17 protein-coding genes are annotated in these 26,849 nt (G+C 45.9%); 5 read left to right on the plus strand and 12 right to left on the minus strand.

Annotated features, from left to right (window positions below; translation table 11 throughout):
* Positions 1-195: 195 nt before the first annotated feature.
* Positions 196-1,326: a DEAD/DEAH box helicase gene (locus BLW16_RS17030; RefSeq protein WP_090558827.1), complete on the plus strand. Its 1,131-nt coding sequence runs from the start codon at positions 196-198 to the stop codon at positions 1,324-1,326.
* Positions 1,327-1,404: 78 nt separating this feature from the next.
* Positions 1,405-1,899: a DUF892 family protein gene (locus tag BLW16_RS17035; RefSeq protein ID WP_090558828.1), complete on the plus strand. Its 495-nt coding sequence runs from the start codon at positions 1,405-1,407 to the stop codon at positions 1,897-1,899.
* Between the two features lie 20 nt (positions 1,900-1,919).
* Here the strand turns inward: BLW16_RS17035 and BLW16_RS17040 are convergent, their stop codons facing one another.
* Positions 1,920-2,972 (minus strand): fatty acid desaturase, encoded by a 1,053-nt coding sequence (locus BLW16_RS17040; protein WP_090558830.1) that lies wholly within the window; start codon positions 2,970-2,972, stop codon positions 1,920-1,922.
* A 324-nt stretch (positions 2,973-3,296) separates the two neighbouring features.
* Here BLW16_RS17040 and BLW16_RS17045 point away from each other — a divergent pair, with 324 nt between their 5' ends.
* Entirely contained in the window at positions 3,297-3,971 is a 675-nt protein-coding gene (locus BLW16_RS17045; RefSeq protein ID WP_090558832.1) for a DUF6766 family protein, read from the plus strand.
* 28 nt (positions 3,972-3,999) lie between these two features.
* Here the strand turns inward: BLW16_RS17045 and BLW16_RS17050 are convergent, their stop codons facing one another.
* The gene (locus BLW16_RS17050) at positions 4,000-5,106 is read right to left on the minus strand and encodes a hypothetical protein (protein WP_090558834.1); all 1,107 of its coding nucleotides are present in this window, start codon (positions 5,104-5,106) and stop codon (positions 4,000-4,002) included.
* Positions 5,107-5,988: 882 nt separating this feature from the next.
* Here BLW16_RS17050 and BLW16_RS17055 point away from each other — a divergent pair.
* Together BLW16_RS17055 and BLW16_RS24065 are read left to right on the plus strand one after the other, a co-directional pair.
* Positions 5,989-6,627: an NAD(P)H-dependent oxidoreductase gene (locus BLW16_RS17055; RefSeq protein WP_090558836.1), complete on the plus strand. Its 639-nt coding sequence runs from the start codon at positions 5,989-5,991 to the stop codon at positions 6,625-6,627.
* 28 nt (positions 6,628-6,655) lie between these two features.
* Entirely contained in the window at positions 6,656-6,748 is a 93-nt protein-coding gene (locus tag BLW16_RS24065) for a hypothetical protein (protein ID WP_394332030.1), read from the plus strand.
* On the opposite strand, the gene BLW16_RS17060 is transcribed toward BLW16_RS24065, so the two are convergent.
* From BLW16_RS17060 to BLW16_RS17105, 10 genes are all read right to left on the minus strand, one after another.
* Positions 6,732-8,762, minus strand: a complete 2,031-nt coding sequence (locus BLW16_RS17060) for a sialate O-acetylesterase (RefSeq protein WP_245735355.1) — start codon at positions 8,760-8,762, stop codon at positions 6,732-6,734. The genes BLW16_RS24065 and BLW16_RS17060 overlap by 17 nt on opposite strands.
* A 64-nt stretch (positions 8,763-8,826) precedes the next feature.
* Positions 8,827-9,330 (minus strand): hypothetical protein, encoded by a 504-nt coding sequence (locus BLW16_RS17065; protein ID WP_090558838.1) that lies wholly within the window; start codon positions 9,328-9,330, stop codon positions 8,827-8,829.
* Positions 9,317-10,585, minus strand: coding sequence for a phthiocerol/phthiodiolone dimycocerosyl transferase family protein (locus BLW16_RS17070; RefSeq protein ID WP_090558840.1), 1,269 nt, complete (start codon positions 10,583-10,585; stop codon positions 9,317-9,319). Before BLW16_RS17070 ends, BLW16_RS17065 begins: the two co-directional genes overlap by 14 nt.
* 7 nt (positions 10,586-10,592) lie before the next feature.
* Entirely contained in the window at positions 10,593-11,855 is a 1,263-nt protein-coding gene (locus BLW16_RS17075) for a condensation domain-containing protein (RefSeq protein ID WP_090558842.1), read from the minus strand.
* A 101-nt stretch (positions 11,856-11,956) separates the two neighbouring features.
* A complete protein-coding gene (locus BLW16_RS17080) occupies positions 11,957-13,159 on the minus strand; it encodes a glycosyltransferase (RefSeq protein WP_090558844.1) in 1,203 nt (400 codons plus the stop codon).
* Positions 13,152-14,366, minus strand: a complete 1,215-nt coding sequence (locus tag BLW16_RS17085) for a glycosyltransferase (RefSeq protein ID WP_090558846.1) — start codon at positions 14,364-14,366, stop codon at positions 13,152-13,154. The genes BLW16_RS17080 and BLW16_RS17085 overlap by 8 nt, the downstream gene beginning before the upstream one ends.
* Before the next feature lie 10 nt (positions 14,367-14,376).
* Complete coding sequence (locus tag BLW16_RS17090; protein ID WP_090558848.1) at positions 14,377-15,144, minus strand: alpha/beta fold hydrolase; 768 nt, start codon at positions 15,142-15,144, stop codon at positions 14,377-14,379.
* Positions 15,135-15,434: an acyl carrier protein gene (locus tag BLW16_RS17095; RefSeq protein WP_090558849.1), complete on the minus strand. Its 300-nt coding sequence runs from the start codon at positions 15,432-15,434 to the stop codon at positions 15,135-15,137. Before BLW16_RS17095 ends, BLW16_RS17090 begins: the two co-directional genes overlap by 10 nt.
* A complete protein-coding gene (locus BLW16_RS17100) occupies positions 15,419-19,687 on the minus strand; it encodes a type I polyketide synthase (RefSeq protein WP_090558850.1) in 4,269 nt (1,422 codons plus the stop codon). Before BLW16_RS17100 ends, BLW16_RS17095 begins: the two co-directional genes overlap by 16 nt.
* A gap of 1 nt (position 19,688) precedes the next feature.
* Positions 19,689-26,717, minus strand: a complete 7,029-nt coding sequence (locus BLW16_RS17105) for a type I polyketide synthase (protein ID WP_090558851.1) — start codon at positions 26,715-26,717, stop codon at positions 19,689-19,691.
* Between the last annotated feature and the right edge of the window lie 132 nt (positions 26,718-26,849).

A 26,849-nucleotide genomic window follows, 5' to 3' on the forward strand; every position in this document is an offset into this window, starting at 1 on the left:
CAAAAGCTGATAAATGTTCCGGGAAAATGCAGCAGGCATATTTAAAGACAGATGAACTGCAAAATCTACCGGCAAATTTACCGGCTGCCCTGGGTTGTCAGTAATTCTAAAGATATACGAAGGTTTAAATAAGTAACAAAGTAAAGTAAACTCACACCAACCCGGATTTTTGCTATTTTTACAAAAAACAAAATTATGCCTTTTACATCCTTAGGTTTATCAGAAACGCTGATAAAAGCACTGATCAATCAGAAATTCACTATACCTACACCAATTCAAATCGCTGCTATACCCGCCATATTAGATAAAAAAGATGTTTTAGGGATTGCCAAAACAGGTTCCGGAAAAACGGCCAGTTATGTTTTACCGCTTTTAATGAACCTGCAGCAAAAATTAAAAATAAAAAACCGGCATGCAGATGTATTGGTCCTGGTTCCTACCCGGGAATTGGCTGAACAGGTAAAAGATGTGTTCCAGGTTTTTAGCCAGGCACTGCCCGAACGTATTAAAACACTGGCAGTATACGGAGGGGTTTCAATTAATCCGCAAATGATGGCTTTGCAAGGTGTAAATGTGCTCGTTGCCACACCAGGCAGACTATTGGAACTGATAAATTCCAATGCGGTAGACATATCAGGTATTGAAACACTGGTGCTTGACGAAGCCGATAAATTGCTTAATCTGGGATTTCAAGAAGAATTAAACAGGATCATTTCCCTTTTACCACTGAAACGTCAAAACATTCTTTTATCTGCTACATTAAATGATGACCTCAGGAATATTGAACAAATCCTGCTTCATGATCCCGTAGTTATCAAAATAGAGCAGGAAGAGGCCAGTCTGGATTTGATCAACCAAATCGCATATATCATTTCAAAAGAAGGGAAAGGTCCGTTTTTGCGGTATCTGATTGAGCATCATGAAATGAAACAGGTGCTGGTGTTTGCCTCTTCAGTGAGCACGGCCGATGCGATTGTAAACAAACTCCGTAAAAACAACTTTAATGCAAAAGCTATCCACAGCAAAAAAAGCCAGGGTGCCAGAACTGATGCTTTAATTCAATTCAAATCAGGCAGCGTTAGGATACTGGTTGCAACAGATTTAATGGCCCGCGGAATTGATATCAGTGATCTTCCATTTGTAATTAATTACGAATTACCGCGCTCTCCTAAAGATTATATCCACCGCATCGGCAGAACAGGCCGTGCTGGCAGCGCAGGAGAAGCCATATCATTGGTTAGCCAGGATGAATTACATCACTTTGAGGTGATACAGAAGAAAATGGGCAAACAGGTAAATATAATTGACGCCGAAAACATCAGGTAATCTGCTTTCATATAGTCAAACTTCCAGCATTTTCAGCGGCTGGTAAAACTAATTGTTATTGACATTGTTGATGGCTTTATGGATACTGACGCCCTTATTTTACCCGACATTTTTAAAAACTCGCTCGCTGAACAGCTTGCCGCCGAAAAAAAATACTTGAAAGTGCTTGAAAAAATCTCCGGATCATTAATGACCGATGAGTTCAAAAGCGCCATCTCCCCTTCGGAAACGGATATTGAAAGCCACATTTCGAGGTTATCCGGATCAATGGCCGCCCTTAAACAGAAGTCAGCTGCGAAACCGTCAGTTATTGATGACGAACTTCTAAGTATGCTGAAGGCACATTCCGGAAAAGGTCAGTCAATTCTCAATGATATCCTGATCCTGCATATCATTAAGCTGATCTTTAGCATAAAAGTTTCCCGCTATGAATCTTTGCACCGGATGGCATCAGCTTTAGGATACCAGGAATATGCAATGTTACTTGAACAATGCAGTAAAGATGACCAGAACACTATCGCTTATCTGAATCAGATAGAGCAGAATGTAATGTATCCCGAGGTTAAGAAATAACAGCAACTTACAATTAACGATTAAATTTCTTTACCATGAATTCGATTTTTGGCTTCAAGATAGGGTTTATGGTAACGCTCGTAAAAACGCTGCTTGTCATCCTTAAAACTAATTACCGCACCTAATTTATACATCATTTTTATGTAATACCAGGCCAGGTCAATCTGATGCGGTTTAAATCCGCTTCTTGCGCTTTTAGGATATAAATGATGATTATTATGCCATTCACCTGCAACAAAGCCGGGCCACAATTGATTGATAGATTTATCGTTCTCGCTATAGTCAGTCCCTACCCGCTGCTTGTCTTCACCCTTAGCATGGCCCTCGTAATTGAAGGTGCGCACTCCTATCGCCCAAAATGCGGCTGCACCAAAGAGACTGCAGGCCAGTGCATGCCCGCCCATAAGATAAAAAGCAAGATACCAGAAGGACCAGTTCAATACCCAGGTGATCAGGGCCGAAACCGGATTTACATAAGAACCCCATACTTTGTACTGCCCGTAAGTATTCCCGGATACGCCGGTATGCTTCATCAGCAGCTGAACCCGGTGGTAATCAGAAACACTCAGATCCTTGGCGATGGGCTGGTGATTTACATCCGCCAGAAAACAATAGAGAAAACCTGCCTGCGCATTGTAAGGATCGCCAGGCTGGTCTGATTTGGAATGATGTACATGGTGCGAGATGACATAAATCTCTTCAGGAATAACATTTATTGTCAGATTTTGAGTAATAAAACGCCAGAAGCTGTTTCGGAACTTATAAGCGCCGTGTGTACAATAACGATGGTGCCATATCGTACCGTGGGTTCCCATGATGATCATACTGTAGATAAATGCAGCCAGCACTGTCCACCAGCTCAGGTAGCTGGAAAGGAAGATAAAGAAAAAGGGAATTAAGCAAAGAACTTTTAACCAGCTAAAGAATGGCAGCCAGTTCCGGCGGTCTCTGATCACATTCAGCCTGCTGAAGAATTCAGTTAATATCTGGTTTATCGTAGGCTTAATCAGCTTACCTTTTTTGTCGTTCCAGCCATATGCAGGCGGTTGCAACACATGGTCTAAAAATGGCATGTTATTGAAATTAGATATGAAATAGATATAGAAACGATTATCCGTCAGGTGTTATAACGAGTTTTTTATTAAAAATCCAAAGGAGGAGAAATAATGAAGAAAATTTACCAGAATACATTACACCTATATATATAAACGACATTAGCCGGTGAAAAGATCTACACGAGACAGCATTTATTTTACATACGGAAATAAATGCCCCTGAAGCCATTATTTATCTAAATAATTACATAAATCTGCATGAGAAAATGAACTATACAGAAACTATTTAAATATAAAACATAACCTATCCGGGCGTGTTAACGAATAAATTAAACCTAAATCATGAAAGGCACAGCTTCTGCGAAGTATTCATATTTTTACCGCAATGGATTAACGATTGTATTCCTTGCCCTGTTCATTATCACGCTTGCCGCGCAGGCATTAACGGGCTGGAAACAGCATAACAGTGACCTTACAGAGGATCACGTTGCTCCGATCGGACTTTCCACCTACCTTACAAGCGGGCATTTCATCTCGGCCACATTCGAAAATTTTGAAAGCGAATTTCTGCAAATGGCACTTTATGTACTGCTAACAGTAGGATTACGCCAGGTGGGCTCGGCAGAATCGAAAAAACTGGATGAACCTGAAGAGGTTGACAGGGAACCCATCCCGTCAAAAGATGCACCGTGGGCAGTTAGAAAGGGCGGACTGATACTTAAACTTTACAGCAGTTCCTTATTCATCTGTTTTGCCATTCTGTTTTTTGTTAGCTGGGGATTTCACCTCTATGGGAGCTGGCAAAACCATAACGTTGAACAGGCAGCTAAAAATTTGCCATTAGAAAATGTGGGGGCTTATCTTACTGAACCGGAATTCTGGTTCGAAACTTTCCAAAACTGGCAAAGCGAGTTCTTGTCTGTCGCGTCAATTGTGTTTCTAACCATATACTTCCGGCAGAAAGGCTCTCCAGAATCTAAGCCTGTAGATGCACCACATATGGAAACAGGCAAATAGAGGATTATTAATTAAGGCCATATAATGGCTAATCATCGAAATCATAATCTGCCTCCTGACAGTCAACGGTTTGATCCATAAAAAGCTGCTCCTGCGTTGTCTTCGCCTCATTACTGATCCTTCCCTTTAAAATGCTCTGTCCTGTAACTGCAGGATTATTGCCCCTGCCTAAAGGCCATTTCCCGAAAGTGTCAGTGATATGGATTCCGGCAAGACTGGCTGCCTGTAATCCGAAATCGGTACAATTTTGCTGGTTCAGGTTATAGGTCATGCCTTCAAATTTTCTGGTCAGTTCCAGTATATTTTCAAAATTACGCCTGGAAATGAATTTACCCAGTACTTCGTCCCAAAGGTGCCCGGCATCATCTTTAAACGTTGCTGATGTAGTGGGCGCAATTGGAGTAGCAGAAAGTACCTGATCTTTATCGGGATAAAATCCGAAAGATGCCGAAGCGTAGGTAGAATCAGCATTGTATTTGATCAGCGTGATAAAGGTGTGCCCGGTATTTACCCAAACAAATATTTTACGTTTACCGGGGGCCGGCTGTTTGACATGGAACAACAAGGCATACGCCACCGCAGTTTTCCCGTCATTAAAATTACTGATAATCTGCTGAAAGCTGGTACGTTTACTTTTTTTGGACGTTCGTTTGGCCCTTACTACCAGGGCCCTTTTACCCACTATGGCATCATCTTTTAAACTCACGGCCAAAGCTCCGTCCTGTGGGTTTGAGCCGACAGCTGAAAGCTGCAGACTATCCATACCGCTGCCATTCACGCGGACTGCCTTGAAGAAACATTTCATTGCCAGCGGATATAACCTTAAACGGGCAAAAACATTGGCAAGGTGATAATAGAACTTTTTGCCGGACTGGTATTTATACTGCTGATCAGGCACCCCAAGATCCGTTAAATAATTCAGCAGCCTGACATGTTCCATGGAACCCCTCAAACCTGCTGCCAGGCTTGCCGTTGTTTTCGGAATAACCGAAAGAGAATCTATGCCACCTGCCGGGGAAGACACCGCAGAGAGGTATCCGTTATGCTCCACTATCTGGGCAAATGAAGGCTGACTAAATAAAAAGGTTACTGTAAAAACCGAAGCTTTTAATAGCAGTGATGGGGAGGCAGGCATTGCGAAAGATTAATGTAGATCCAAATCCGGGCCCTCTCTATACTCCGCCGGGCAGAGTAAAAAGGACTTATGTTAGCTATTCTCCGAACAGAAGGGATTTAACGGCAACAACAACACGTAATACCATCTTTTAAAATGATATTCTTAATCTGGTTTGTAAAAACAAATCCTGAAAAAGACCGGGTTCCAATGATTACTATTGTTTCCATGTGATATAACAAACATAGAAAATTAATATTAAATCTACCAGATCAATAGACTTAATATTTTCTTGTGAGAATCTAATTACAAATGACAAGGTTACCTTGTAACTTCATCATATAAGAATAGCCTAAAAGCTACCTAAATTCAATTCTAAAAGTGGTTCCGTTATTTTCGCTGCTATTGACAGTCACAATTCCGCCTAGAATCTCTACCTGGGATTTAACCATAACCCTACGCCGTTATCGGCAAACATAATTGCTATTTTATCGGCCAGTTTCTCGCTGATAATGGCAATATTGCTGCTGGTATCTTTCCGCCGGTATTTACTTCAATTAATAGATAATGTAATGTAAACTTTATATGTGTTTAATAATAATGACAGACAAAATTGATAATACACAAGAATAATAACATTCATGTATGTAAAATAACATGTTTTTTTAAGAAAACACCTTATTGTTACTATTATCTGTATATGCTGCAGAATTGATATAATACTATTAACACTATCATAATAATGATAGTCATATATCATCTATGTTATTTTATTAATAAATAGGGCTGTGGTAACTTTGTGTTATAAATTTAAAGACAAAGAAACCTGCACAAGAGTACTTTTTAAAAAATTAAAATAAATCTTGTGCAAGCTTCATAACAATTAAAAAACAACATATACTAATGAAAAAAATATTCGTAATCAACGGTGGACAAGCCTTTGGTCACTCAGGTGGCCGTTTCAACCGGTCAGTCACAGATGCAACTATCAATTTCTTTACTACACATCCTGGCTTCGAAGTCCGCTCTACAGATATCAATACCAACTATGATGCTAAACAGGAAGTAGAAAATTATAAATGGGCGGATGTGATCATTTACCATACTCCGGTATGGTGGTTTCAATTGCCTCATGGAATGAAAAAATATATTGATGTGGTGTTTACCGAAGGACATGACAATGGAATTTACCACAGCGACGGCCGCTCCTCGGCTAATCCTGCAATTAACTATGGCACCGGTGGCTCCCTGCATGGCAAGCAATATATGCTGACGACTTCCTGGAATGCCCCCAAAGAAGCCTTTACCCTGCCTGGTGAATTCTTCAATGAGAAAAGCGTGGACGAAGGACCAATGTTTGGCTTTCACCGTATGAATGCTTTTACCGGCATGAAACCCCTGGAAGGAATGCATTTCCACGATGTGGAGAAAAATGCAGACATTGTAAAAGATCTGAAACGATATGACGATCACCTGAACAAAATATTCAACCCTAAAGAACATCAGAAGGAGCCTGTACTTAACGGTAGTATTAACAGCTAAACCAGGAAGTGCAGATGCATTAAAAACATTGCTGCAAGACCTCGTGGTGCAATCCACAAAAGAAGCAGCATGCCTGAAATATGAATTGTATCAGTCTGGAACATTTATTTACCAGCTTTAGCCTCAGTAGTATCTTTCCAGTTATCCGTACGGAATGGCGAAGCCGGAAGGCCCGCCCCATTATACAAATTACATAACGGGTTATCTGCCCATGCATACCTCACAGCAACAGGATTCGGAACTTCTGTACTGCTCAGTACTACTTTATTGCCCTTGATCACCGCATCAGCCCAATAGAACTTTTGATCCGCACCTGCAACAGCAAAGCCCGTTAAAGCGGCTCCATCTTTCGTTTTTAAGCCTCCGTCAGTATACTTAAAGTTTACGCTAACCGAATTGCCTTTCACCTGCTGTGAAATTGCCAGCGGACCCGAGTAAGGAGTTTTGTAACTATAAGTTTTTGCCAGGGCAATTAATGCCAGCCGGCGTCCCACCTCCTGTTTATTTTTGGGATGGATATCGCCCCCTTCTCCAATATCGATGGTGACAGACATACCCGTATTTGGCAGGGAAAGCGTTTTCAGCTGTGCATCCCTCAGTTCCGCCCAGGCGGAAGCAGCGGGTTGTTCCGACGTTTTCATATAGTTGGCCAGCTGAACAAAATAAAAGGGGAAGTCTCCGATATTCCATTTCTTCCTCCAGTCTGTAATCATTGCAGGGAAAAGCGTACGGTACTGATTCGCCCTTCCGGAATTGCTTTCTCCCTGGTACCAGATCGCTCCGCGAATGGCAAACGGAATAAAAGGGTGGATCATCGAATTGTATAACACCGCCGGCCTGTTTGGGCTTTCAATTCCTGAGGGTACCGCCGGAATATCCTTCAGGTGCAATCCCACCTTATACTTCCAGTCGCCATCCAGGGAAATACGTTCACCTGCAGCAGAACTCAAAGCCATCACTTTTTTATCTCCATAGATACCGCCACCGCCGGTAAGGTCAAATACCCTTACCGCAAGAACAAACTCTCCGGCTTTTACCTGAGCGGCAGGAACTGTATACGAACGGGTTTCTCCAAATCCCTTCGTTTCCCCTATTTTAACGCCATCAAAGAAAGTAATGTCATCATCGTCTATTGTCCCTAAATTGATCTTCAGGTCCTTACCAGCCCATGATGCCGGGATAGATATCTTTTTACGGAACCAAACAACACCATCGAAAGCAGGAAGAACAGTACCCTCCCAAAGCGCAGGCAAAGCCATGGTCTTCCATGAAGAGTCGTCATAACCCGTCGCCACCCATACAGGTCTCCCCTGTTCAAAACCGGCATCTTTTGCCAGGACCGTATTTTGCCAGTTCTCCATTGCCTTTTTAGAATTGGCCAGAACTTTTTCCTGATCGGTACGCTCTATCCTGTTCACGGCCTCTGCAAAATAAGGCATCGTTTTAAGCGTGGTACCACTGGTCCATGCTTCGGCAATGGTACCGCCCCATGAGGTATGGATCAGCCCGACAGGGATTCCTTTTTTCCTGTAGATCTCCCTTGCAAAGAAATAAGCAACCGAGGAAAACTCAGCCACACTTTGCGGACTGCATTCCTGCCATCCCCCGCCGGTTACCTTTACATCTTTTAAGGGCCTGTTGGCAGTCACATGTTCCGCCTGCAGCAACCTAATGTTCGGATATTTCGCCTCGCTGATCTCTTTCTGATAATCTTTGATCTTCCCCCAGCCAGCCAGTGGCATTTCCATATTCGATTGTCCTGAACACAGCCATACCTCACCAATCAGCACGTTTTTCAGGGTAAGCGGCTCACCATCAGAAATGTTAATTGTGTATGGCCCTCCATAGGAAGGTGTAGCAACGAGGATTTTCCAGTCGCCATTGCTGTCTGCAACGGAACTATACTTTCTGGCGTTCCATGATGTGCCGATCTCTATTGTTTTACCCGGTTCTGACTGTCCCCAGAAAGCGGCATTTGTCTTTTGCTGTAGTATCATATTGTCGCTAAAGACAGCAGGCAGCTTTACTTTAGCCTGAACAGTATATCCTATACACAATACTATAAAAAGCAGCGTAGTTTTCAGTTGTCCCATCATATGAATCAGATCATTTTTTTCTCCGTCAAGTTTAATCAATGTTAATAGAAATAACAAACTTTAACAAGAACATCTTAACTAATTATGAATGTTTCTTTCAGGATCACAATGACCACAATAATTCCCTTACTTTTTTAATGGAATATAATGTAAAGTACATAGCCAGTATCGCAGCCAGGGAGCCCATCAGAACAGAAAGCAGGCGGCCATCAAAGCGGTAATTTTCAGGGAGGCTGATATCCACACACAACATAACCAGCAGGATGAAAACCAGGGTACCCATTCCGTTGATACCGGCAATCCTGAAAATAAACTTATACTTTGAAGATCTGCCAGGGAACATCATGTCATTCCCACACTGTTCTGCAACGGCCATAGATTTCTTCATCATATCAAAAGTGATCATAAATGGCAGTAAAAAAGCCATCGGCAGTATAAAGCGCGCAAAACAGTACGATCCATGAAAGAGGCATACCGCTCTGAGATCCTGAAAATTAAAATAAGGATAACAGGTATTGAAAAGCAGGTTAACCAGTGTAGAAAGGAGAAGATTTTTGCGGGCAAATTTTCTCCAGACTGCAGGCTCCTGTCCATCATACTGCTGCATATCCTGCCTCTGCCCCCTGCAGTAATAAACCGATTGTCCTTTGCCTGATCACCATTGCCTCCTCCTCTTTAAGAAAAGCCTCATTTGAACAAAACATAAAATCCATTTCTCCCCTGAAGGTACTGACCACCATCGTATTGGGGTTTTTCCATGGAAATGCAACTGAGGGGCTGTATATCGTTTCCAGCTCAAATGAGTGGTACTGTTCGGCAATGCCCAACCTTCCCATATTGGAAAGCGTAACATCATGGGTACCTTCTGATTCTTTCAGATACCTGACGATCTGGTATGAAGAAAAATACTCGCTCATCAGCAGCCATTCCCGGCCGTTCAGCCCCGCTATTTTGCTGACCAGCTCCTCTTTTACTTTTTTTACCTTTGCCCAAAAATCAAGCCCGGCATCCTGATCTGCGATAACTTCCAGGGTAGGCGCCAGGGCAAACATCATATCATCTTTTATCTCCGGAACAAATCTTCTGATATCCACCGGCATAACCACCCTGCCCCTTGCATTCTCTCCCTGCACCAAACGGAATGCCTCCAGGAATGCCACACACAATACGGCATGTACCGTTGTTCCGGTTCTTTTACAGGCCGCAACTATTGCTGAAGTATTTTTGGCATCTAACTTCCAGTGCAGCATATAATTGTCCCCCGCAACACTTTTCCTGCCTTTAGATCTAGTCAGGAAGAACCATAAGGCCAAAACAGACAGCAGCCTCATCTTTATCTGTTTGTTTATGGAATACTTCTCTGAAAGCAATGCCTGTACCGACTTAAAGGGAGGATAGGCCAGCAGTTCCTTTTCAGGATCATCAAGCACAGCAAGCAGCTCGCCCATCAATGTGGCCATGCTTCTACCGTCGCAGATACAGTGCGGGCAGACCAGCATCAGCTCCGAAACCTCTGTGCTCCAAAGCCAGACCACCCTGGCCAGCGGCGAATCTTTTTCCTCAAACAACTTTCCCCATTCTGCCTTTGATTCTACCATCCAGTGCTCATCGTTTAGTCTTTCCACTTTCCTCACAGGAATTTCTGCGAGCACCGGACTCAAAACAAGGTAAGGGATTCCCTGCCCATAGTTTTTGATAACGGACTGCAGCGAAGGGTGTTTCTTTTGTAGCTTACTGAGTGCAGCATTGAGTTTTGCAGGCTGCAGACTGCCGCGTATCCTGACAGTAAAAACACAATTCAGGGATGTTGAGGAATCAATATACATGATCCTTTCTCCAACGATCATTTTTCTTTCCATCATTTTTAAATTAAGCTATTTCAATTGCGTTAATGATATCTTCGATCATATCTTTGATTGCAAGCGCTTCTTCATAAGGGAGAAATCCTTCACTACCGATAAAGGTAAAATCCATTTGCCCGCGAAAAGTTGAAGTCACAAATCCAGTAGTTTTTCCCAAAGGGCCAACGGCGGACGGGCTGTAAATGGTTTCCACTTCAAAGGCCCCATATTCATGCCTGATATCAATCTTTCCGAGATTGGAAAAGAGGCAGTCATTGCCAGGCTTACTATATTTAAGGAAATTCATTAAATTTTCCAGGGAAGGATGTGATTCCTCCATTTGCATGATCATTTCATAAGGGTTCAGTACCGCCATTTTTTTTGCTACATCCTCCTGCATTCTTCGCGCATCACTGATAAAATCGAGATGTTCATTTGCAGATAAGACCATCATCGTCGCAAAAGCGAAAATATTTTCCTCCCTGATCTGCGGTATATATTTTCTGATATCCACAGGGCATACAATCTTGTTGTAAAAATTCTCTGTTCTGATCTCCCTGAAAGCAGCCAATACCGTTTTACACAAAAGTGTGTTAATGGTAGTACCTGTGGTTTTAGATACTTTCAGCAGATGGTCACTTAACTTTTTATCCAGTTTCCAGTTGATCATATAATCCCGCTTCCGCTCTATCAATTTCTTTTTCAATGGCATTAACCAGAGAATAAGCGAGGTCATCTTTCCGCTTAATTTTGCCTTGATGCGTTTCTTTCTATCCCTGAGTACCTCCGGAGGTACAATATCCCTGATACTCAGAATAGGGATCTCGCTGCCGATACGGGCATCCCCATCCTCCAGCAACAGCAGTACATCTTCTAAAACGGACATCGCCGAACGCCCGTCACAGATGCAGTGATGCATCACCAGGATCAGCTCTGAACACTCTTCTCCACGGACCCATACTACCCGCATCAGCGGTCCCTTCTCCATATCAAATACGGTAGACCATTCCCTGGTCACCTCCGCCTGCCAGTCCTGGTCTGTAATCCTGGGGATGATCCGCACGAAAATGTCATTTGCTTCATTTTCATTCACCACAAACCAGGGTATCCTGTCTTTACCGACCTCTACGAAAGCGTTTAAAAAAGGATGTTTTTCCTGTATTCTTTTCAGCGCATGGGACAGATTTTCAGCGGGAAATGTGCCTCTGATCTTTATTGGAACAATGACATTAAATGCGGTGTCCCCTTTCCCATAGATCATTCTTTCTAAAAAAAATAGTTTTCTTTTCATCGGTAAATAATTGTCTTTTAATTGTTATAAAGCTTGCATAAGATTTCGTTACTTTTTGTAAGCTGTAATCTTATGCAGGTTTCATCGGTAATAATTTGGTTTTAATTTTGGTTAACGGCTGTTGGCTTACAGGAGAACTCCTCCAGTAGCTCTACGGCCCTGTCGTTCCCTCCGGCAGCAATAAAAGTTGCCCTGATCCTGACTGAGGCCTCCCGGTATACATTGTTCTCCAGTAATTCGAATACGGCCTTCCTCATCTCTGCAATGCGTAAACGCTTGTAGCGGATCTTAATACCGCAGCCTGCATTTTCAATTAGTTTTGCGGTATGAAAATGATCATAGGTAATGGGAATGATCAGCATAGGTAAACCGTTCATAAAGGTGTCATTAACGGTATTGAAACCTCCATGACAGATCACCGCATCCATTTTTGGCATCAATGCCGCTTGCGGAACAAAACTGCTGACAATAAAATTGTCCGGCCATGACTCAAAAATAGCAGGATCCGTTGCAGCTACAATCGTTAAAGGGGCATCCGCAAAAGCATCGATCAGCTTTCCGAAAAAGTCCTTCCTGATATCTACCAGCAGTGTTCCCAGCGAAACAAACACAACAGGATGTACTGCCTTTTCAAGTCTTTCCCAGTCGAACGCCGCCTGATTTGGCCTGCCTTTGACCGGGCCAACAAACTTCATATGCGGTAAATGATCCGTCACCCCGGCAAACTCTTTTGATGTAAAAACAATATTCATTTCCCTGGAATGTATCAGGAGCTGATCACTGTACAGCCCAAATTCTTCCTGTAAGCCCCTGAACAGTTTTTCATGCCAGGCAAATATCTTAGGGGCACTCTCGGCGGTATTCCCCATAACATCTGGTGGCACCGGCGTGGTAGTTACGCATGGGATACCCTTCAAATGCGCACAAAGGGCACCGGCAAATGTCACACAGTCATTAATGATCACATCAGGCTGCCAGGTATCCACGGCTTTGGTCAATCCTTTCATCATGATCCTGGCCATAGGAACATAGGTCTCCTCAAAAGCGATCTTCATGATCTCAGGTGCCGAGCAGTTTGGACCGTCATCCTGGCGCCGCAGGAGTTGCTGCAGTTTCTCCCCGTAAGGTGCAAGGTCCTGCTCAGGAAAGATATACTCTCCGCCCGGGGGTATATGATCTGCTGCAAGGGGAATGATCCCCAGCCACTTTACTTCATGCCCCCTTTCAATTAAACTGGCACCTACACTGAGCGTCGGACTGATGTGCCCAAAGAAAGGAGGCACAACGAATAGAAATTTAGACATAGTTATTGATTGATGAAGTAGATTTGTCCTGAGTTAAATTAACCAGCAGTTCTGCGGCGGCAGCCGTACCGCCTGCTACGGCAAAAGATGACCTGAGCGACATTGCCGCAGTTTTAAAACCGGGATCGTGTAAAACCTCCTGTACGGCTTCCCGCAGGTGCTCCGCTTTGAAACGATTGAAGTTCAGACGGATACCGGCACCGGTTTTCACTACCCTGCTGGCCACGTGCGACTGATCATAAGCTATCGGGATGACCACCAAAGGAATGCCGTTCGTTAAACTTTCACATACCGTATTGTGCCCTCCGTGGCATACTACAGCATCAAGGTAAGGCAGCACTTCCAGCTGCGGAATATTTAACTGTACAATAAAATTATCCGGCCATTGCTCAAATAACAAAGGGTCACACACCACAACCACTGTATAGGGCCCGCCGCCAAAGGCTTCGGTCACCTTGCTGAAAAAGCTTTTTTTATGCTCATGGTTAAAGGTTGTCCCAATGCTCACCAGTATTTTGATACCGCCGGCCGCCTGATGAAGCTTTTGCCAGTCGAACGCCGTTTTCTCATCCCTTTTATGGATCACCGGCCCCACAAACCCGTAATGATCCGGCAAACGCATTTCACCAAAAAACTCTTTTGAAGTAAAGACCAGGTTGAGCAGCTCAGATGAGGCAACCGATTTTTCAAGGCTCAGCCCCAGTTCCTTTTGCAGCCCTATGATCTGGTTCTGCTCCCACTCATACACCTTCGGCAGTTCGTCCATGATCTGGATGGCCGCGGGTGCGGTAACAGCAGTTACATATGGGATATCGTGATGCAGTGCAGCAATAGCTCCGGCAAAGAGCTCATGGTCTGTGATGATCAGATCAGGCCTGAATTCTTCCAGCCAGCGTGTTATTCCTTTATAACTATGCCTGTTCAGCGGAATCAGCACTTCCTCGTACAGGAACTTGATACTGTCCACACCATATACTATCTTTTTGGTGATCACATCCAGGTATTGCCCGCTTTCCTGTTCTTCCCTGTCATTTTCCGTGTACCGGATCAGAAAGAGCTTTCCACCTTTGGGAAGCCTGCTTTCCAATGTGCTGTCCAGACTGATCCAGCCTACCTCATGCCCTCCTTCGAGCAGGGCAGCGCCTACACCGAGTGTCGGGTTGATATGCCCGGTAAGCGGGGGAACTATAAATACAAACTTTGCCATACAATTGCGATTAGGCCTGTGCCAGTTGAGTTCTAAAAAACATTTCCATCATATTTCCAATTCTTTCAGGCTCCTGCAGCGGAATGTCATGATCCCCGTTGAGCGCAAACAGTTCCGACTTCCTGATCTTTGCGTTTAGGTTTTCACCCGCTTCCAGACAGGGAGAATGAGCTCCATATAATAACAGCGTATCCTGCCCGATCTGTGCGATTTCGGCAGCACCAAAAAAATCCCTTTCCTGAAGCACATCCTTTTTGATCGTAGTTTCATGGAACAGGTGTTCGTAAAGCCTGTGCTTACGGTCCAGCAGTCTTTTACCCTGCTTCTTTTTGTCAGGCCCGTTGAGATAATTTTCCAGTGATTCCTTGTTATAGGCGTCCATCATCAGGCGGGTTTTATCATCATTGGGGTTCGGGGCCTCTATCAGCACCAGCTTTTTCACCTGTTGGGGGAAACGAGCCGCCATTTTTAAGGAGATGAGTCCGCCGAAACTATACCCGGCCAGGTAAACTGAAGAGATGTTCAGGCGTTCGAGCAAATGCGCGATATCATCAGTGAGGCTATTGAGGTCGTAACCGCTGGTGATCTTTTCACTCATGCCATGACTTTTTAAATCATACATCACGACATGGAAATGTCTCGCTAAAATCGGAGCAATCCTGAAGTAATAAACCGACAGGTTGCCCAGCATTCCATGTACAAGCAGTATAGTTTCCGGTGCCCCCCTGTTCAGTTCCTGAATATGCACATCCCGGTTGTTGACCTTAATTATTGGCATGACTCAATAAACTTAACGATCATCCCTAATTTGAGCTCGATCAGCTGATCGATATCCATATTGGACAACCACCCGGTGAAATTTATCCTTTCTCCAAAATGTGCTTTGATTTTCTCTGAAAAAGCAACGATTTCGATACTGTCCATTTCAAGGTCTTTATTGAAAGAGCTCTCCATCGAGATGTCCATTTCTTCTATAAATTCTTCCCCTATTACTTCTGTAATAAATTGTTTCAGGAGATTAAAGATCTCATTGCTGTTTAGTTTTACTGCGGTTACGATTGTGTCCATCCTATGATATAGTTTTTATGTTTAATTGTCTGAATGAAAATGTCATTGATTCTAAGCTCCTCGCCTCTGATTCCGGTGATGATGTAAGTTCTGGGATTGCCCTGCAGCCCTTTCCCTAAATATTTGCCATAGGCTTCTTTAGCTACCCAGAACCGGGTTGCCCATTCATTCTTTTCATAACCGGCCAGAAGCAGCTGTTCACTTTCTGAAAATACCAGTTCATAGAAGCCTTCACTGCGCTCTTCAATATGTTCCATGTCAATACCCACCGGCCTGCCATATTGTGCAATGCCTACTGCGTCTGTTCCCTTATGTGCAATGGAGATCTCGATCCCTTCTGTCATCTCTCCATGCAGATAAGGCTTATGCAGCTCGTTTGAGCGAACCTCAAATTCTATCGGATAATAGGCTTCCTTTTTTGTTCTGATCAGCAGGTTTTTCACCGCATCCTTTACCGCGATACGGCTGATCATCCATTCCTTTTTCCTGTTTGGAGTCAGGGTTTCGTAATACTTTTTCTCCTCCTGGCCGAAATAACGCTTCAGCACGAAATTCCAGGAAACCACACGGCTGTACGCCTGGTGAAACATGAAAATTCCCGGCGCGATTTCTTCTGATAAATAGTTGTTTAAGGGCGACATGGACACGCGCCATAACGGCTCATCGATACCCATCCGCCTGTTCTGCCAGCCTGTTACGGTTGCCCAGATCTGGTTGTTGCGTTTGATCATGAAATTTGCCGTGGCAAATTCATCGTTCAGTTCGGTCAGCTGGCAGGTACATTCAAAGCTTCCCTGCTGATCGGCAAAGTCAGCAAAGAACGCGATCTCCTGTATCTTTACCGGAAAAGCAATCCGGTCTTTCGGAAGGGTCAGTTGCAGCCAGAGACCAAACAGCTGGCCGGCATTGTCCAGTAACGACCCTTTGCCAGTCCCCCCCTCAATCACGCCTGTGATACCCTTGTTCCCTACATCGATGAGTTTTTTTATCCCCTGGTAGGCCTGGCCATGGAACATGTGCTCCTCATAGATCTGCGCTGCAGTCCGCTGTATATTCAATGATCTGCCTGTATCAAGATCAGACACTGCCGGATGGGCGCGTTGCCTTGCCAGCAAGACCTCTGCTTCTGCAAAACGTTCCAGGTTCAGGCGCAGCAGGTGCTCGTTCTTCCATTCCCCTGTTATCGTTTCCTGAAATGGCCGGGTAACGTTCATCCACTGGAACACTTTGATATTCATGATCTTTTGTACCAGTTCTCCAGCTGCCTGCTCCGCAGCAATCTCTCCAAAGAGTTCGAATATCATGGTCATTGGAATTACAGGATCCATATCATCTACACAAGTCCATCCCTGAGGCTGCCGCATCAGGCAATGGTCCATCAGGTAGGGGCTGTTGGCCAATGAAATATCCAGCTTTTTTGAAAAGGACGCCCTCACGGGAGTGACCGGAACCGGTTGCACAGTACCTATAGCAGGAACAGCGGATTGTCTTTCCCTGTTTTGGAATGCCTGGATCAATTCTGACTGGATCTCTGCCATTTCCTCCACGTTTTTGTGAAATACCTGCATCAGGGCATGTTCTGCCGATGGCAGTACTGTTTTGCGTAAAGGTTGTCCTGCAGGGATTGCCAGCTTTTTAAGACCAGGAAAATCATAGATCAGGGGGAGTCCCAGCTGTAACATAATACCTTTCCGGGCAGCCTGTACCGGTTTTTCATCGCCCATCAGTTTCATATCCACAGGCCTGCCTTCTGCAAATAATGCTGCAAGCACACGCTGCAGCTGTGCAATACCTGAACGTAGGGGGCTGCTGGAAGAGATCGTGCTGATGTTCTTTCCGCGTAATGTATCATCAATAAAGCCCGTTAAACCGCCGGAGCCAACTTGTATAAACACCCTGGCTCCTTCAGCGTAGAGGCGTTCGGTCAGCTCCCGGAAACGTACCGGCTTGATCAGGTGCTCCACATTTAATTTCATGATGGATCCGATATCATCCGGATAAAGTTCCAGTGTGGTGGCAGACCATAGCGGGAACTGCGCCTTGTTAAACTTCAGCTGGCTCATTCCATCAAGGATAATATCCAGACGTTCTGCAATGAAGGGAGAGTGGAAGCCAGACTGAAAAGGCAGCACCTGGTGAAAGATCTGCCGGCGTTTTAAAACAGGCAGCAACTCCTCTATCGCGGCATTGCTGCCACAGAGGATCACCTGCTGCGGACAATTGTCATTGCTAAGGTATAAATGCTCTATGTTGCTGATCAAGGGCTGCAGCTGGTCAATCCCCAGCCCTACAGCAATAAACCTGGAATCCTTTAGCTCGTAGGTTTCGGGGTTTAACTTACTGAGCAGCTGCAGCACTGACGACTCTTCTACCAGTCCCGAAGATCTTGAGGCCAGCCATTCCCCAAGGCTGTGGCCGGCTGCCATGTCTGGCCATATCCCCATTTTTTTGAGCGCGGTATCAATAATACTGCTCTTGTTAAATACTTCAAGTGCATCGTTCAGCAGCCCCGCAGGTCCGGTTATCTTCTCCTGCGGAATGTTGAAATACTCAGCCACACTGTCTGCTTCAGCTCCTGCGAGGCCATCCAGGCCGGGAAATACAAAGGCTATTTTACCGCCCTGCTGCAACAGCGGTTCATTAGTAAACCAGATATCCTGCTTATTGCGCCAGGGAGTATTTCTGGATACGATTTTTATTGCTTTTTTTATCCTTTCAGGGCTGGGGTCAAATACGGCGACCCGGTATTGCCCATCTCCCGGTGTATCTTCAGTATTTTCAAGTGCCGCCATCAGCGCCTCATGACTATGACGGGCAAGCAGCAATACCTTATCCGTTTTAGCCTGCAGAGGAGTCTGATGCTTTAGCCCTCCGGCCGCATAACTTTCCAGCACGGCATGTGCATTGATACCGCCAAAACCAAATGCATTGACACCGGCAAGCCTGGGCAAACCAGATGCATCCCAGTCGCGCGCTTCCTGAACGGCGGCAAATCTCGTATCGCCCAGCTGCGCCAGTGGTGTCTGGCAATGTAAGGTTGGCGGAAGAATACCATGATATAAGGCCATTGCGGTCTTAATCAATCCAGCGATGCCACTTGCAGGCATTGCATGCCCGATATTTGATTTTACAGTACCTATTCCAGCCTTTGGCAGTGCCGGGTCATGACCAAAGAATTGTGCTAAAGTTTCCAGTTCCGTTTTATCACCCAGAGGTGTTCCGGTTCCATGGGCTTCGATATAACCAATATTCCCGGGATCCGCTCCTGCCTGTTCCCAGGCCTGGCGCATAGCGGCAAGCTGCCCTTTTACAGAAGGGCTCATCACACTGGTGCCGCTGCCATCACTGCTTATGCCAATGCCTTTCAACACTGCATATATCCTATCCCCGGCTTCAACTGCATCTTCCAGCCTTTTCAGCACCACAAAGCCACATCCTTCGCCAATCAGCAATCCATCCGCATTTTCATCAAAAGGAGTAATCTTCCCTTTTTTCGATAAAGCCCCCAGCTGGTTAAAGATGCTCCAGAAAGCTGCGTTTTGCCCCACATGCACACCGCCGGCAATTACCATATTACACCGGCCGCTGTTCAGTTCCTGTACTGCATGATCTACTGCAATGAGGGAGCTGGCACATGCAGCATCCAGCGTATAAGCTACCCCTCCGAGATTGAGTCTGTTCGCTACCAGCGAAGCCACCAGATTTGGGATCAGGCCCATTGCCGTATCAGGGCCGAAACGGCCTTTACGTAACTGAAATTCTTTCTTGACTTTCTCCAGTTCCGCAGCCTCCAGATGAGGAAGCAGGTCTTTCAGCACATTCACAATCTGCTCACCTGTCCTTACGATTTCGATGGCACGGGTAGCACCGGGCCCCGCATAGTTTCCTTTGCCAATGATGATCCCTGTTTTTTCCAGGGACAATTTCTTTTCAAAAACACCCGCATCTTCCAGTGCCTTATGCACCAGACTGAGTGTGATCAGATGATCCGGCTCTGTACCCTCTACCGCCAGCGGGAGAATGCCAAATTGTGCGGCATTAAATTCAACATCCGGGATGAAGCCCCCGCGGTTACAGTAAAAGCGGTCTACACCGGAAGAGCCTGTATCAAAATGTACCTGATCGATCCTTCCTTCCGGAACGGTCTGTATACAGTCTACCCTGTTGATAATATTTTCCCAGAACTTGCCGACATCCCCTGCACCCGGAAAAACGCAGGACATGCCAACAATAGCTACATCAGTTCTTTCCATATTACCAGTTGTTACCTGCCATGATCAGCACCTGACTCTCATTTCCATATTTCAGTTCGTTGAGGAAGATTTCCATACCATCCTGCAATGGAATAAGAGCTATACCTCTGCGTTCATATTCTTTTTCAAGCGTAGTGGATACCATTCCTGCTCCTTTCCATGGCCCCCAGTTGATAGACATCACTTTTCCGCTGATCTTTTCGTTTAATGCCCAGGCATACCTGTCCATTACGCTATTTGCCGCTGCATAGTCGGTCTGCCCGCGGTTACCATACACCGAAGCGATGCTGGAGAAGAAGACCATGAACTGGGTTTCAGGACGTAACTGCTCTGCCAATACCCGTAAAGGAGTAACTTTTGTCTCAAAGACCCTTTTGAAAGAGTCTACGCTTTTGGCATTGAACAGTTTATCTTCCAGTAAACCGGCGCCGTGTATCACTCCGTCAATTCTTCCGTATTCCTCATAAACGCTGTTGATAAACCGGCTTAGGCCTTCTTCATCACGCAGGTCCAGTGAGGCATAAGAGACTGCAGATCCGCTTTTTTCGAGTGACCTGATGGTTTCCAGGATCTGGTTGTTCTTATCAATCCGCGAGGTCTCACGTTCTATCTCTGCAGGTTTTTTCAACTCTCCCTTACGGATCAGGTATTCCCTGATCTCTTCTTTTGTTTTCAGGAAAGAAAACTGCTCCAGGCCGTTTGATAGTGGGTCTGACGAGCGCCCTACAAGGATATACCGGCAGGGATAATCCTTCGCCAGGTGGGTGATCAGGTTAGAGGTAATCCCCTGTCCGCCACCGAACACGAGCACCACGGCATCTTTGTCCAGCTGGATATCAGCTGCGCGCGGCTCAGCCGGCAATGCTGAAGGAACCGGCTCCAGCGTTTGCCGTACATTGTCCTGGTAAATCACCTCTGAAGGCTGGTCAAAGCTGAGTACTTCATTTAAAACGATGACAGCGATCTCCTCAGACGGCAGTTTCGTGGTTAAACTCACGAGTCTGCATTTGGTATGCTCATATTCCTTATCCAGGCTTTTGAATAAACCTGAATAACCCTGAAAGCGTCTCAGCAACGCAGCGTCTGCCTGCCCGTCAACGGAACTTTTGGTATCGGAAATAAAGTATACCCATTTGAGCTCCTCAAAATTAAGTTCCCTGATCATTCCGATATAGTCTATGATGTTCTGCTGCTGAACCGAAGCAAACATGTTCAGGATGATCAGTCCGCGGTAACCATTAAGAGGCTCACCGATGGATACGATGTCTGCAGCTGCACCATGTTGTTCGAATAATGTTTTGATGGCGCCTGCCTGCGGCCCGCCGTCATCGGTGACCGCGAAGCGCAATCCGTTGAGGACAACCTCTTCAGTAAACACCGGTCTGGCATCGGTGAGCTCAAAGCGAAGCCTGAATACCGCATCTGCCGGAACGGCATTTACAATGCTTTCTTCAATGATTTTTTTAGCCGCCGTTACCGGCTCAAAATTTTCAGCCTCGATCTTCGAGATCAGGCTGACCAGGCCACTGAGTGTTTTAATTGCCGCAAGGTTCTCCATGATATCTTCTGCACCGTCATCTGCCACACGGAATCCTATCTTATCCTTCATTTCGGCAATGATCTCCATCCGTTTGATTGAATCAATGCTCAGGTCAGCTTCCAGATCAAGGTCAAGTCCAAGCATTTCCTGCGGATAGCCGGTTTTTTCGCTTACAGCATGCAGCAATGCCGCCTGTATATCTGCTGCCGTGAACCTGTGCCTGTCTACCGTCAGCGTCATCTCAGCATTTTCGGGGATGGCAGTTCCCGCAGTTGAAACTGCATTATCATTGATCCAGTTTACCAGTCCGCTTAAGGTCTTAATCCCTGCCAGCTCTTCCATAGCAGCATCCTCAGTTTTATCCGAATGGTTAAACCCTCCCAATGCCGTGCGTAAAGTGCCAATGATTTCCATCCGTTTGATCGAATCAATACTCAGGTCAGCTTCCAGGTCCATCTCCATTCCGAGCATCTCCTGGGGATAGCCGGTTTTGTCGCTCACGATCTGCAGCAATACCATATTTACATCCAGGTGGATCACCGGCGGTGTAAAATCCATTTCTGCCTGCAGCACCACAGGATTTTTGACCATCACTTCGGCCGGCGCCAGCTGCTGCTGGTTTAACTGGGGGAATTGCTGCTGAAAGGCCATTGGATTATCTGCAGGAATATGTTGTCCAAGGAACTTCAGCATGACATCCCGCTGTGCCTGAATCATCATTTTCATTCCGTTCAGGTATTCCTGCATCATCAATTCTGTGCTGTGAGATGGCATATTGATGTGCTCCGTTTTCTTTTCGTTAATTTTCATTTTTAGCGGTTGTATGATAGGTGGGGCGCCATATGCAGGAAGTTCTCCTACAGAAGGAAAAGCATGCTGCCCGTTGACCAGCCAGATTGCCGCGCTCTTTTTATATTTCCCGGCATCATCCAGGTCAAGCAGCTCACAATCACGTCCTTCGAAGAGTTTTTCCAGCTTCACATTCCGTCCTGCCGCCATATAGGAGGCCAGGGTGCAGAGCAGGTGCGTCATTTTATTATGTCCGCTGTCTTCCGTATGCAGCAGCAGCTCATCCCTGCCAAGGCATGCTTTTGTGAGTGTGCTGAGTACTTTTCCCGGCCCAACTTCAATAAAGATCCTGGCCCCGTCAGCATACATTTGCTGAACCTGAGCGGAAAATTGCACCGGTTTCACTAAATGATCCGTCAGCCTTTCTTTTACGGCTTCAGCCTCCGGGGGATAATGTTCCGCTGTAGTATTAGACCACACCGGCAAGGTCAGGTCATTAAATTTCACCTCATCTAAAACTGACTGGTACAGCATTTTGGATCCTGATACCAGGGGACTGTGGAACGCACAGGCCACTTCAAGGGGTCTGAAGGAGATTTTAGCCGATTTCAGCAGCTCTCCGAATTTTTTTATAGCCGGTGTGGTACCGGCGAACACGATCTGCGATGGCGAATTGTAGTTTACCGCATAGACATCTTCCCAGCCCCCGATCAGCCTGAGTATATCTTCCTCTGTACTGTTTACGGCAACCATGGCCCCAGAATCTTCCCCTTCCACTGCATCCAGAATTGCAGCAGCCCTCTTTTCACTCAGTGATACCAGCTGATCTTCGTCAAATGCCCCTGCAAAACATAAGGCAGGTAACTCGCCATAACTGTGACCGGCAACCATATCAGGCTCAATGCCGAGCACTCTCAAAAAGCTGGCAATGGCAAGATCCACGATGCCCAGTAAGGGCTGTGCCATACGTGTATCTTTAATCCGCTCTTTCTGGGTTTTTAGTCCTGCCTCATCAAACACAGTGCTCGGGAAAAGCACTTTTTCATATTCGCTGTTCCCGCTCAAAAGCTTGCGCATCACAGGGAATACCACAAAAAGATCTCTCGCCATGTTGATCCGCTGACTGCCCTGCCCCGGGAACATAAAGGCTACTTTACCTTCTTTTCTGTGGGTGACGAAGGTTTCCCTGCTTTCAATTCCTGATAAAGCGAGGTCGATCTTCATGCTCAGATCTTCGGCACTATTGGCCACAATGCTGAGCTGTATAGTTCTTGCATTCCCGGTAGCCAGACTGTAGGCTATATTTTTCAGGGCTATGCTGTCATTTTCTTCCAGCAGGGTCTTTACTGACATCAGTACCACCCTCGCCTGGTCATAATTTTCACCCCTAAAAACAAACAACTCTGAAGGCCATGATTTTAGAATGGGATACTGATCAGAAACCACATGGCTGCTTTCAATAACAGCGTGGAAATTTGTTCCGCCAAAACCAAAAGCACTGATCCCGGCATGCCGCTTATCTTCCATCCAGAGGCCCGCGGCCGTATGAAAAGCAAAAGGGCTTGTTTCAGCGTTGTAATAATCATTTGGCACCTTTAGGTTAAGGGTAGGTGGTTTAACCCCATAATAAGCAGACAGCGTTGCTTTGATCAGACCTGCCAGCCCCGCAGCACACTTGGTATGCCCGATCTGTGTTTTTACAGAGCCCAGGTGTGTCTGACCGGCAAGGGCTCCGGACTGGTTCATCATTTCAGTCAGTGCGCTCAGCTCTGTCCTGTCCCCAACCACGGTTCCCGTTCCATGCGCCTCCACCAGTCCGAGTGCAAGTGGTGAGATTCCCGCCTGTTCATATGCACGCTCCAACGCTTTTACCTGTCCTGATTTCCTCGGTGCGGTAAGGCCCAGGCTCTTGCCATCGCTTGAACCTCCTACGCCCTGGATCAGGGCATAAACGGTATCGCCATCTCTTACCGCATCCTCATGTCGTTTCAATACCAGGATGGCAATACCTTCGCCAAGGGCTATACCATCAGCTTCAGCATCGAAAGTAGCACATTTCCCTTTCCGGGATAAGGCATGCGTGCTGGAGAACATCAGGTAATCGTTAATACCATTGTGAAGGTCTGCACCACCGGCAAGTACCATATCAGATTTTCCCAGTGCCAGTTCCTGGCAGGCCAGATCTATTGCTGCCAGCGAGGAGGCACATGCGGCATCTACAGTAAAGTTACGGCCGCCAAGATTGAGCCTGTTGGTGATCCTTCCGGAGATCACATTCGCCAGGATGCCCGGAAAAGAATCTTCCGTCATCTTTGGCAGCGCTTCATCCATTTCTGCCGGCATTTCTCCGAATACCTGCTTGGTGAAACACCTGAAACTATAGCTGTTGGCCAGATCGTTACCTCCTTCAGCACCGATAACCACCGATACATTCTCAGCATCGAAATTCCCGTCGGCATAACCGGCCTTCTCCAGGGCTCTTTTTGCCACCAGTAAAGTCAGCAATTGTGTGGGATCTATAGCCGCAAGTGATTTGGGCGGTATGCCAAATTCCAGCGGGTCAAAGTCAATGGTGGGAATAAACCCGCCCCATTTGGAATGCGACATATCCGCTGCTTCAGACTCAGGATCATAGTACAGTGCTTTATTCCAGCGTTCATCGGGAACCTCTGTAATGGAATCTGTCCCCAATATGATATTACGCCAGTACTCATCTATATTTTTTGCTCCCGGAAAGATACATTCCATACCAACAATGGCTACCTTCAAAGACTTGTCTTCTCTTTCGGGCAGTGCCGCCAGAACGGCATCTTCAACATACCTGTAATTTCTTTCGGCTATCTCCTGATGCAGTTCAAGCACCGGCACTATTTTATTACATAGCGAAGCTACCTGACCGATCATATACATGCCCAGTTGCAGCTGTCCAGCTTCAGCTATGTTTTTAAGCTCATCACCTCTGCGTTCTATTCCTTTTGCTGCGATGCGCAGCCTGCCTACATTCAGCGTTTCCAGCTGCGCCCAGATCTCTTTTTTGTCTACACCCAACTGCTGAAGCTTTTCCTTTTCCTGGTTAAAGAAGGTAGCAAAAGGTGAGTTCAGGCACCTGGTTTCATGTCCGGGAGCAGTTTCCAGCAGCACAGTATCGCTGGCAGAGACGGCCTGCTGCTGAAATCCCGGCAGGATAGCACCTGTACTGACTGCTTCAAGTGTATACAGATAAGAAGTCCCCATCAGTACCCCCACTTTCATTCCCCTGGCAGCCAGTGGCGCAACCATCACTGCAATAAATGAGGCCGATAAAGCATCATGGATTCCGCCGGCAAAAAACACGCTGATCTCTTCGGGATGATCTTCCTTTAATAAACGTTCAATTTGTTTTTCCCAGAGCACCATACTGGACAGCGGCCCTACATGTCCGCCGCACTCCCGGCCTTCAAAGACAAACCTCCGGGCACCTTCTTTTAAAAACATATCCAGCAGTGATACCGAAGGCACATGGAGGAACGTCTTAATGCCCAGCTTCTCGAGCGATTTTGCCTGCGATGGCCTTCCTCCTGCAATGAGCACCACGGGAGGCATAGCCTCCTTAATATATTCCATCTGTTCGTCCCGCAATTCCTGCGGGGCAAATCCAAGTATGCCTATTCCCCAGGTTTTACTGCCGGCTAATGCTTTGGTTTCCCGGATCAGCTCCTTTGCACGTTCTCCCTTCAGTAAAGAGAGCGCGATAAAAGGTAAGGCTCCGGCTGCGGCTACGGCATCTGCAAATGGGGCGACATCACTCACCCTCGTCATAGGCCCCTGTGCTATCGGATAAGTAATGTTCAGATCCTGCGCCATTGCATTTCCCGGGCTGATCACATTGATGGCTTTGGCTTGCTTCAGATGCCCGTGGACAGCTTCATGAATGGCCGGGATCAGCCGGTCAAGCTTTTTATACCGGTTCAGAAAATCTGCTGAGACAGCAACATCCTGGCCTAAAGGCAGGTAACTATTCTCCAGATCAAGATCTGTAAGATATCCATCAAGATCATCCTCCGTATCCTGGGAGCTGAGTACGGGTGAGTTGGGTCTTACGAGAACACGGAAGTTTCCAAAGAGCCTGGTTTCGTTACCGCTTAGCTTTTCACATACCTGCTTTAGAGCTGCGGGGGCAGAACACTCAGGGAAAAGTGCCAGCTGGCTATCCAGAACTACTCCTTTTGCGCCCAAAGCAACTAATGCTGCTGCAGTATGTATGCCCACGCCACCCTGTACATAAATGTCGATATCCTTAACTTCGTTGATCACACGCTGAAACAACACAAATGAAGATTCGTATCCCACCTTTCCTGCGCCTTCATTTCCTTTTACAATGATAGCATGAGCCCCGGCTGCCCTGGCATTCCTGGCTTCTTCGATCGTATGCACCTGATAAAACAGCTGAACATGTTCTGCAGCAGATATTTTTAAACCATACGGCAAAACAATTAGGTTTACCTGCTCAGGAAGGATGAGCCCCGCAGCATCGCCTGAAACGATGCAGACACCAAAGTTACCTGGATGCATAAGGGATAACTGTCCGAGTGCCCCCGCAGCGACGGCCATATCTCTGCCGAGATGAAGTACAGGAAAAGCTTTGGCACGTGATAATTGGAGAGTAAGATGTACATCCGGTTTCTCAAACGGAGTAATCCCGAGAGTAGTAAGAGCTTTCATATCAATAAATAATAGTTGTTACTTTTCAAATGGTTAAACTAATAGTAGAAACAACAGGATATAATACTTGCTATTTTAAATATATAAATGTCTGAACAATATATATTTTTAACTATTTTAGCGTTAACTGAC

The organism is Pedobacter hartonius (assembly GCF_900107535.1).
Taxonomy (GTDB): Bacteria; Bacteroidota; Bacteroidia; order Sphingobacteriales; family Sphingobacteriaceae; genus Pedobacter; species Pedobacter hartonius.

What these genes read in the sequence shown, in the direction of transcription:
- BLW16_RS17075 (WP_090558842.1), bottom strand. Translation starts at nt 11,855, where the DNA reads ATGAAAAGAAAACTATTTTTTTTAGAAAGAATGATCTATGGGAAAGGG.
- BLW16_RS17105 (WP_090558851.1), bottom strand. Translation starts at nt 26,717, where the DNA reads ATGAAAGCTCTTACTACTCTCGGGATTACTCCGTTTGAGAAACCGGAT.
- BLW16_RS17030 (WP_090558827.1), top strand. Translation starts at nt 196, where the DNA reads ATGCCTTTTACATCCTTAGGTTTATCAGAAACGCTGATAAAAGCACTG.
- BLW16_RS17055 (WP_090558836.1), top strand. Translation starts at nt 5,989, where the DNA reads ATGAAAAAAATATTCGTAATCAACGGTGGACAAGCCTTTGGTCACTCA.
- BLW16_RS17080 (WP_090558844.1), bottom strand. Translation starts at nt 13,159, where the DNA reads ATGTCTAAATTTCTATTCGTTGTGCCTCCTTTCTTTGGGCACATCAGT.
- BLW16_RS17050 (WP_090558834.1), bottom strand. Translation starts at nt 5,106, where the DNA reads ATGCCTGCCTCCCCATCACTGCTATTAAAAGCTTCGGTTTTTACAGTA.
- BLW16_RS17085 (WP_090558846.1), bottom strand. Translation starts at nt 14,366, where the DNA reads ATGGCAAAGTTTGTATTTATAGTTCCCCCGCTTACCGGGCATATCAAC.
- BLW16_RS17095 (WP_090558849.1), bottom strand. Translation starts at nt 15,434, where the DNA reads ATGGACACAATCGTAACCGCAGTAAAACTAAACAGCAATGAGATCTTT.
- BLW16_RS17070 (WP_090558840.1), bottom strand. Translation starts at nt 10,585, where the DNA reads ATGATGGAAAGAAAAATGATCGTTGGAGAAAGGATCATGTATATTGAT.
- BLW16_RS17040 (WP_090558830.1), bottom strand. Translation starts at nt 2,972, where the DNA reads ATGCCATTTTTAGACCATGTGTTGCAACCGCCTGCATATGGCTGGAAC.
- BLW16_RS17090 (WP_090558848.1), bottom strand. Translation starts at nt 15,144, where the DNA reads ATGCCAATAATTAAGGTCAACAACCGGGATGTGCATATTCAGGAACTG.
- BLW16_RS17100 (WP_090558850.1), bottom strand. Translation starts at nt 19,687, where the DNA reads ATGGAAAGAACTGATGTAGCTATTGTTGGCATGTCCTGCGTTTTTCCG.
- BLW16_RS17065 (WP_090558838.1), bottom strand. Translation starts at nt 9,330, where the DNA reads ATGCAGCAGTATGATGGACAGGAGCCTGCAGTCTGGAGAAAATTTGCC.
- BLW16_RS17045 (WP_090558832.1), top strand. Translation starts at nt 3,297, where the DNA reads ATGAAAGGCACAGCTTCTGCGAAGTATTCATATTTTTACCGCAATGGA.
- BLW16_RS17035 (WP_090558828.1), top strand. Translation starts at nt 1,405, where the DNA reads ATGGATACTGACGCCCTTATTTTACCCGACATTTTTAAAAACTCGCTC.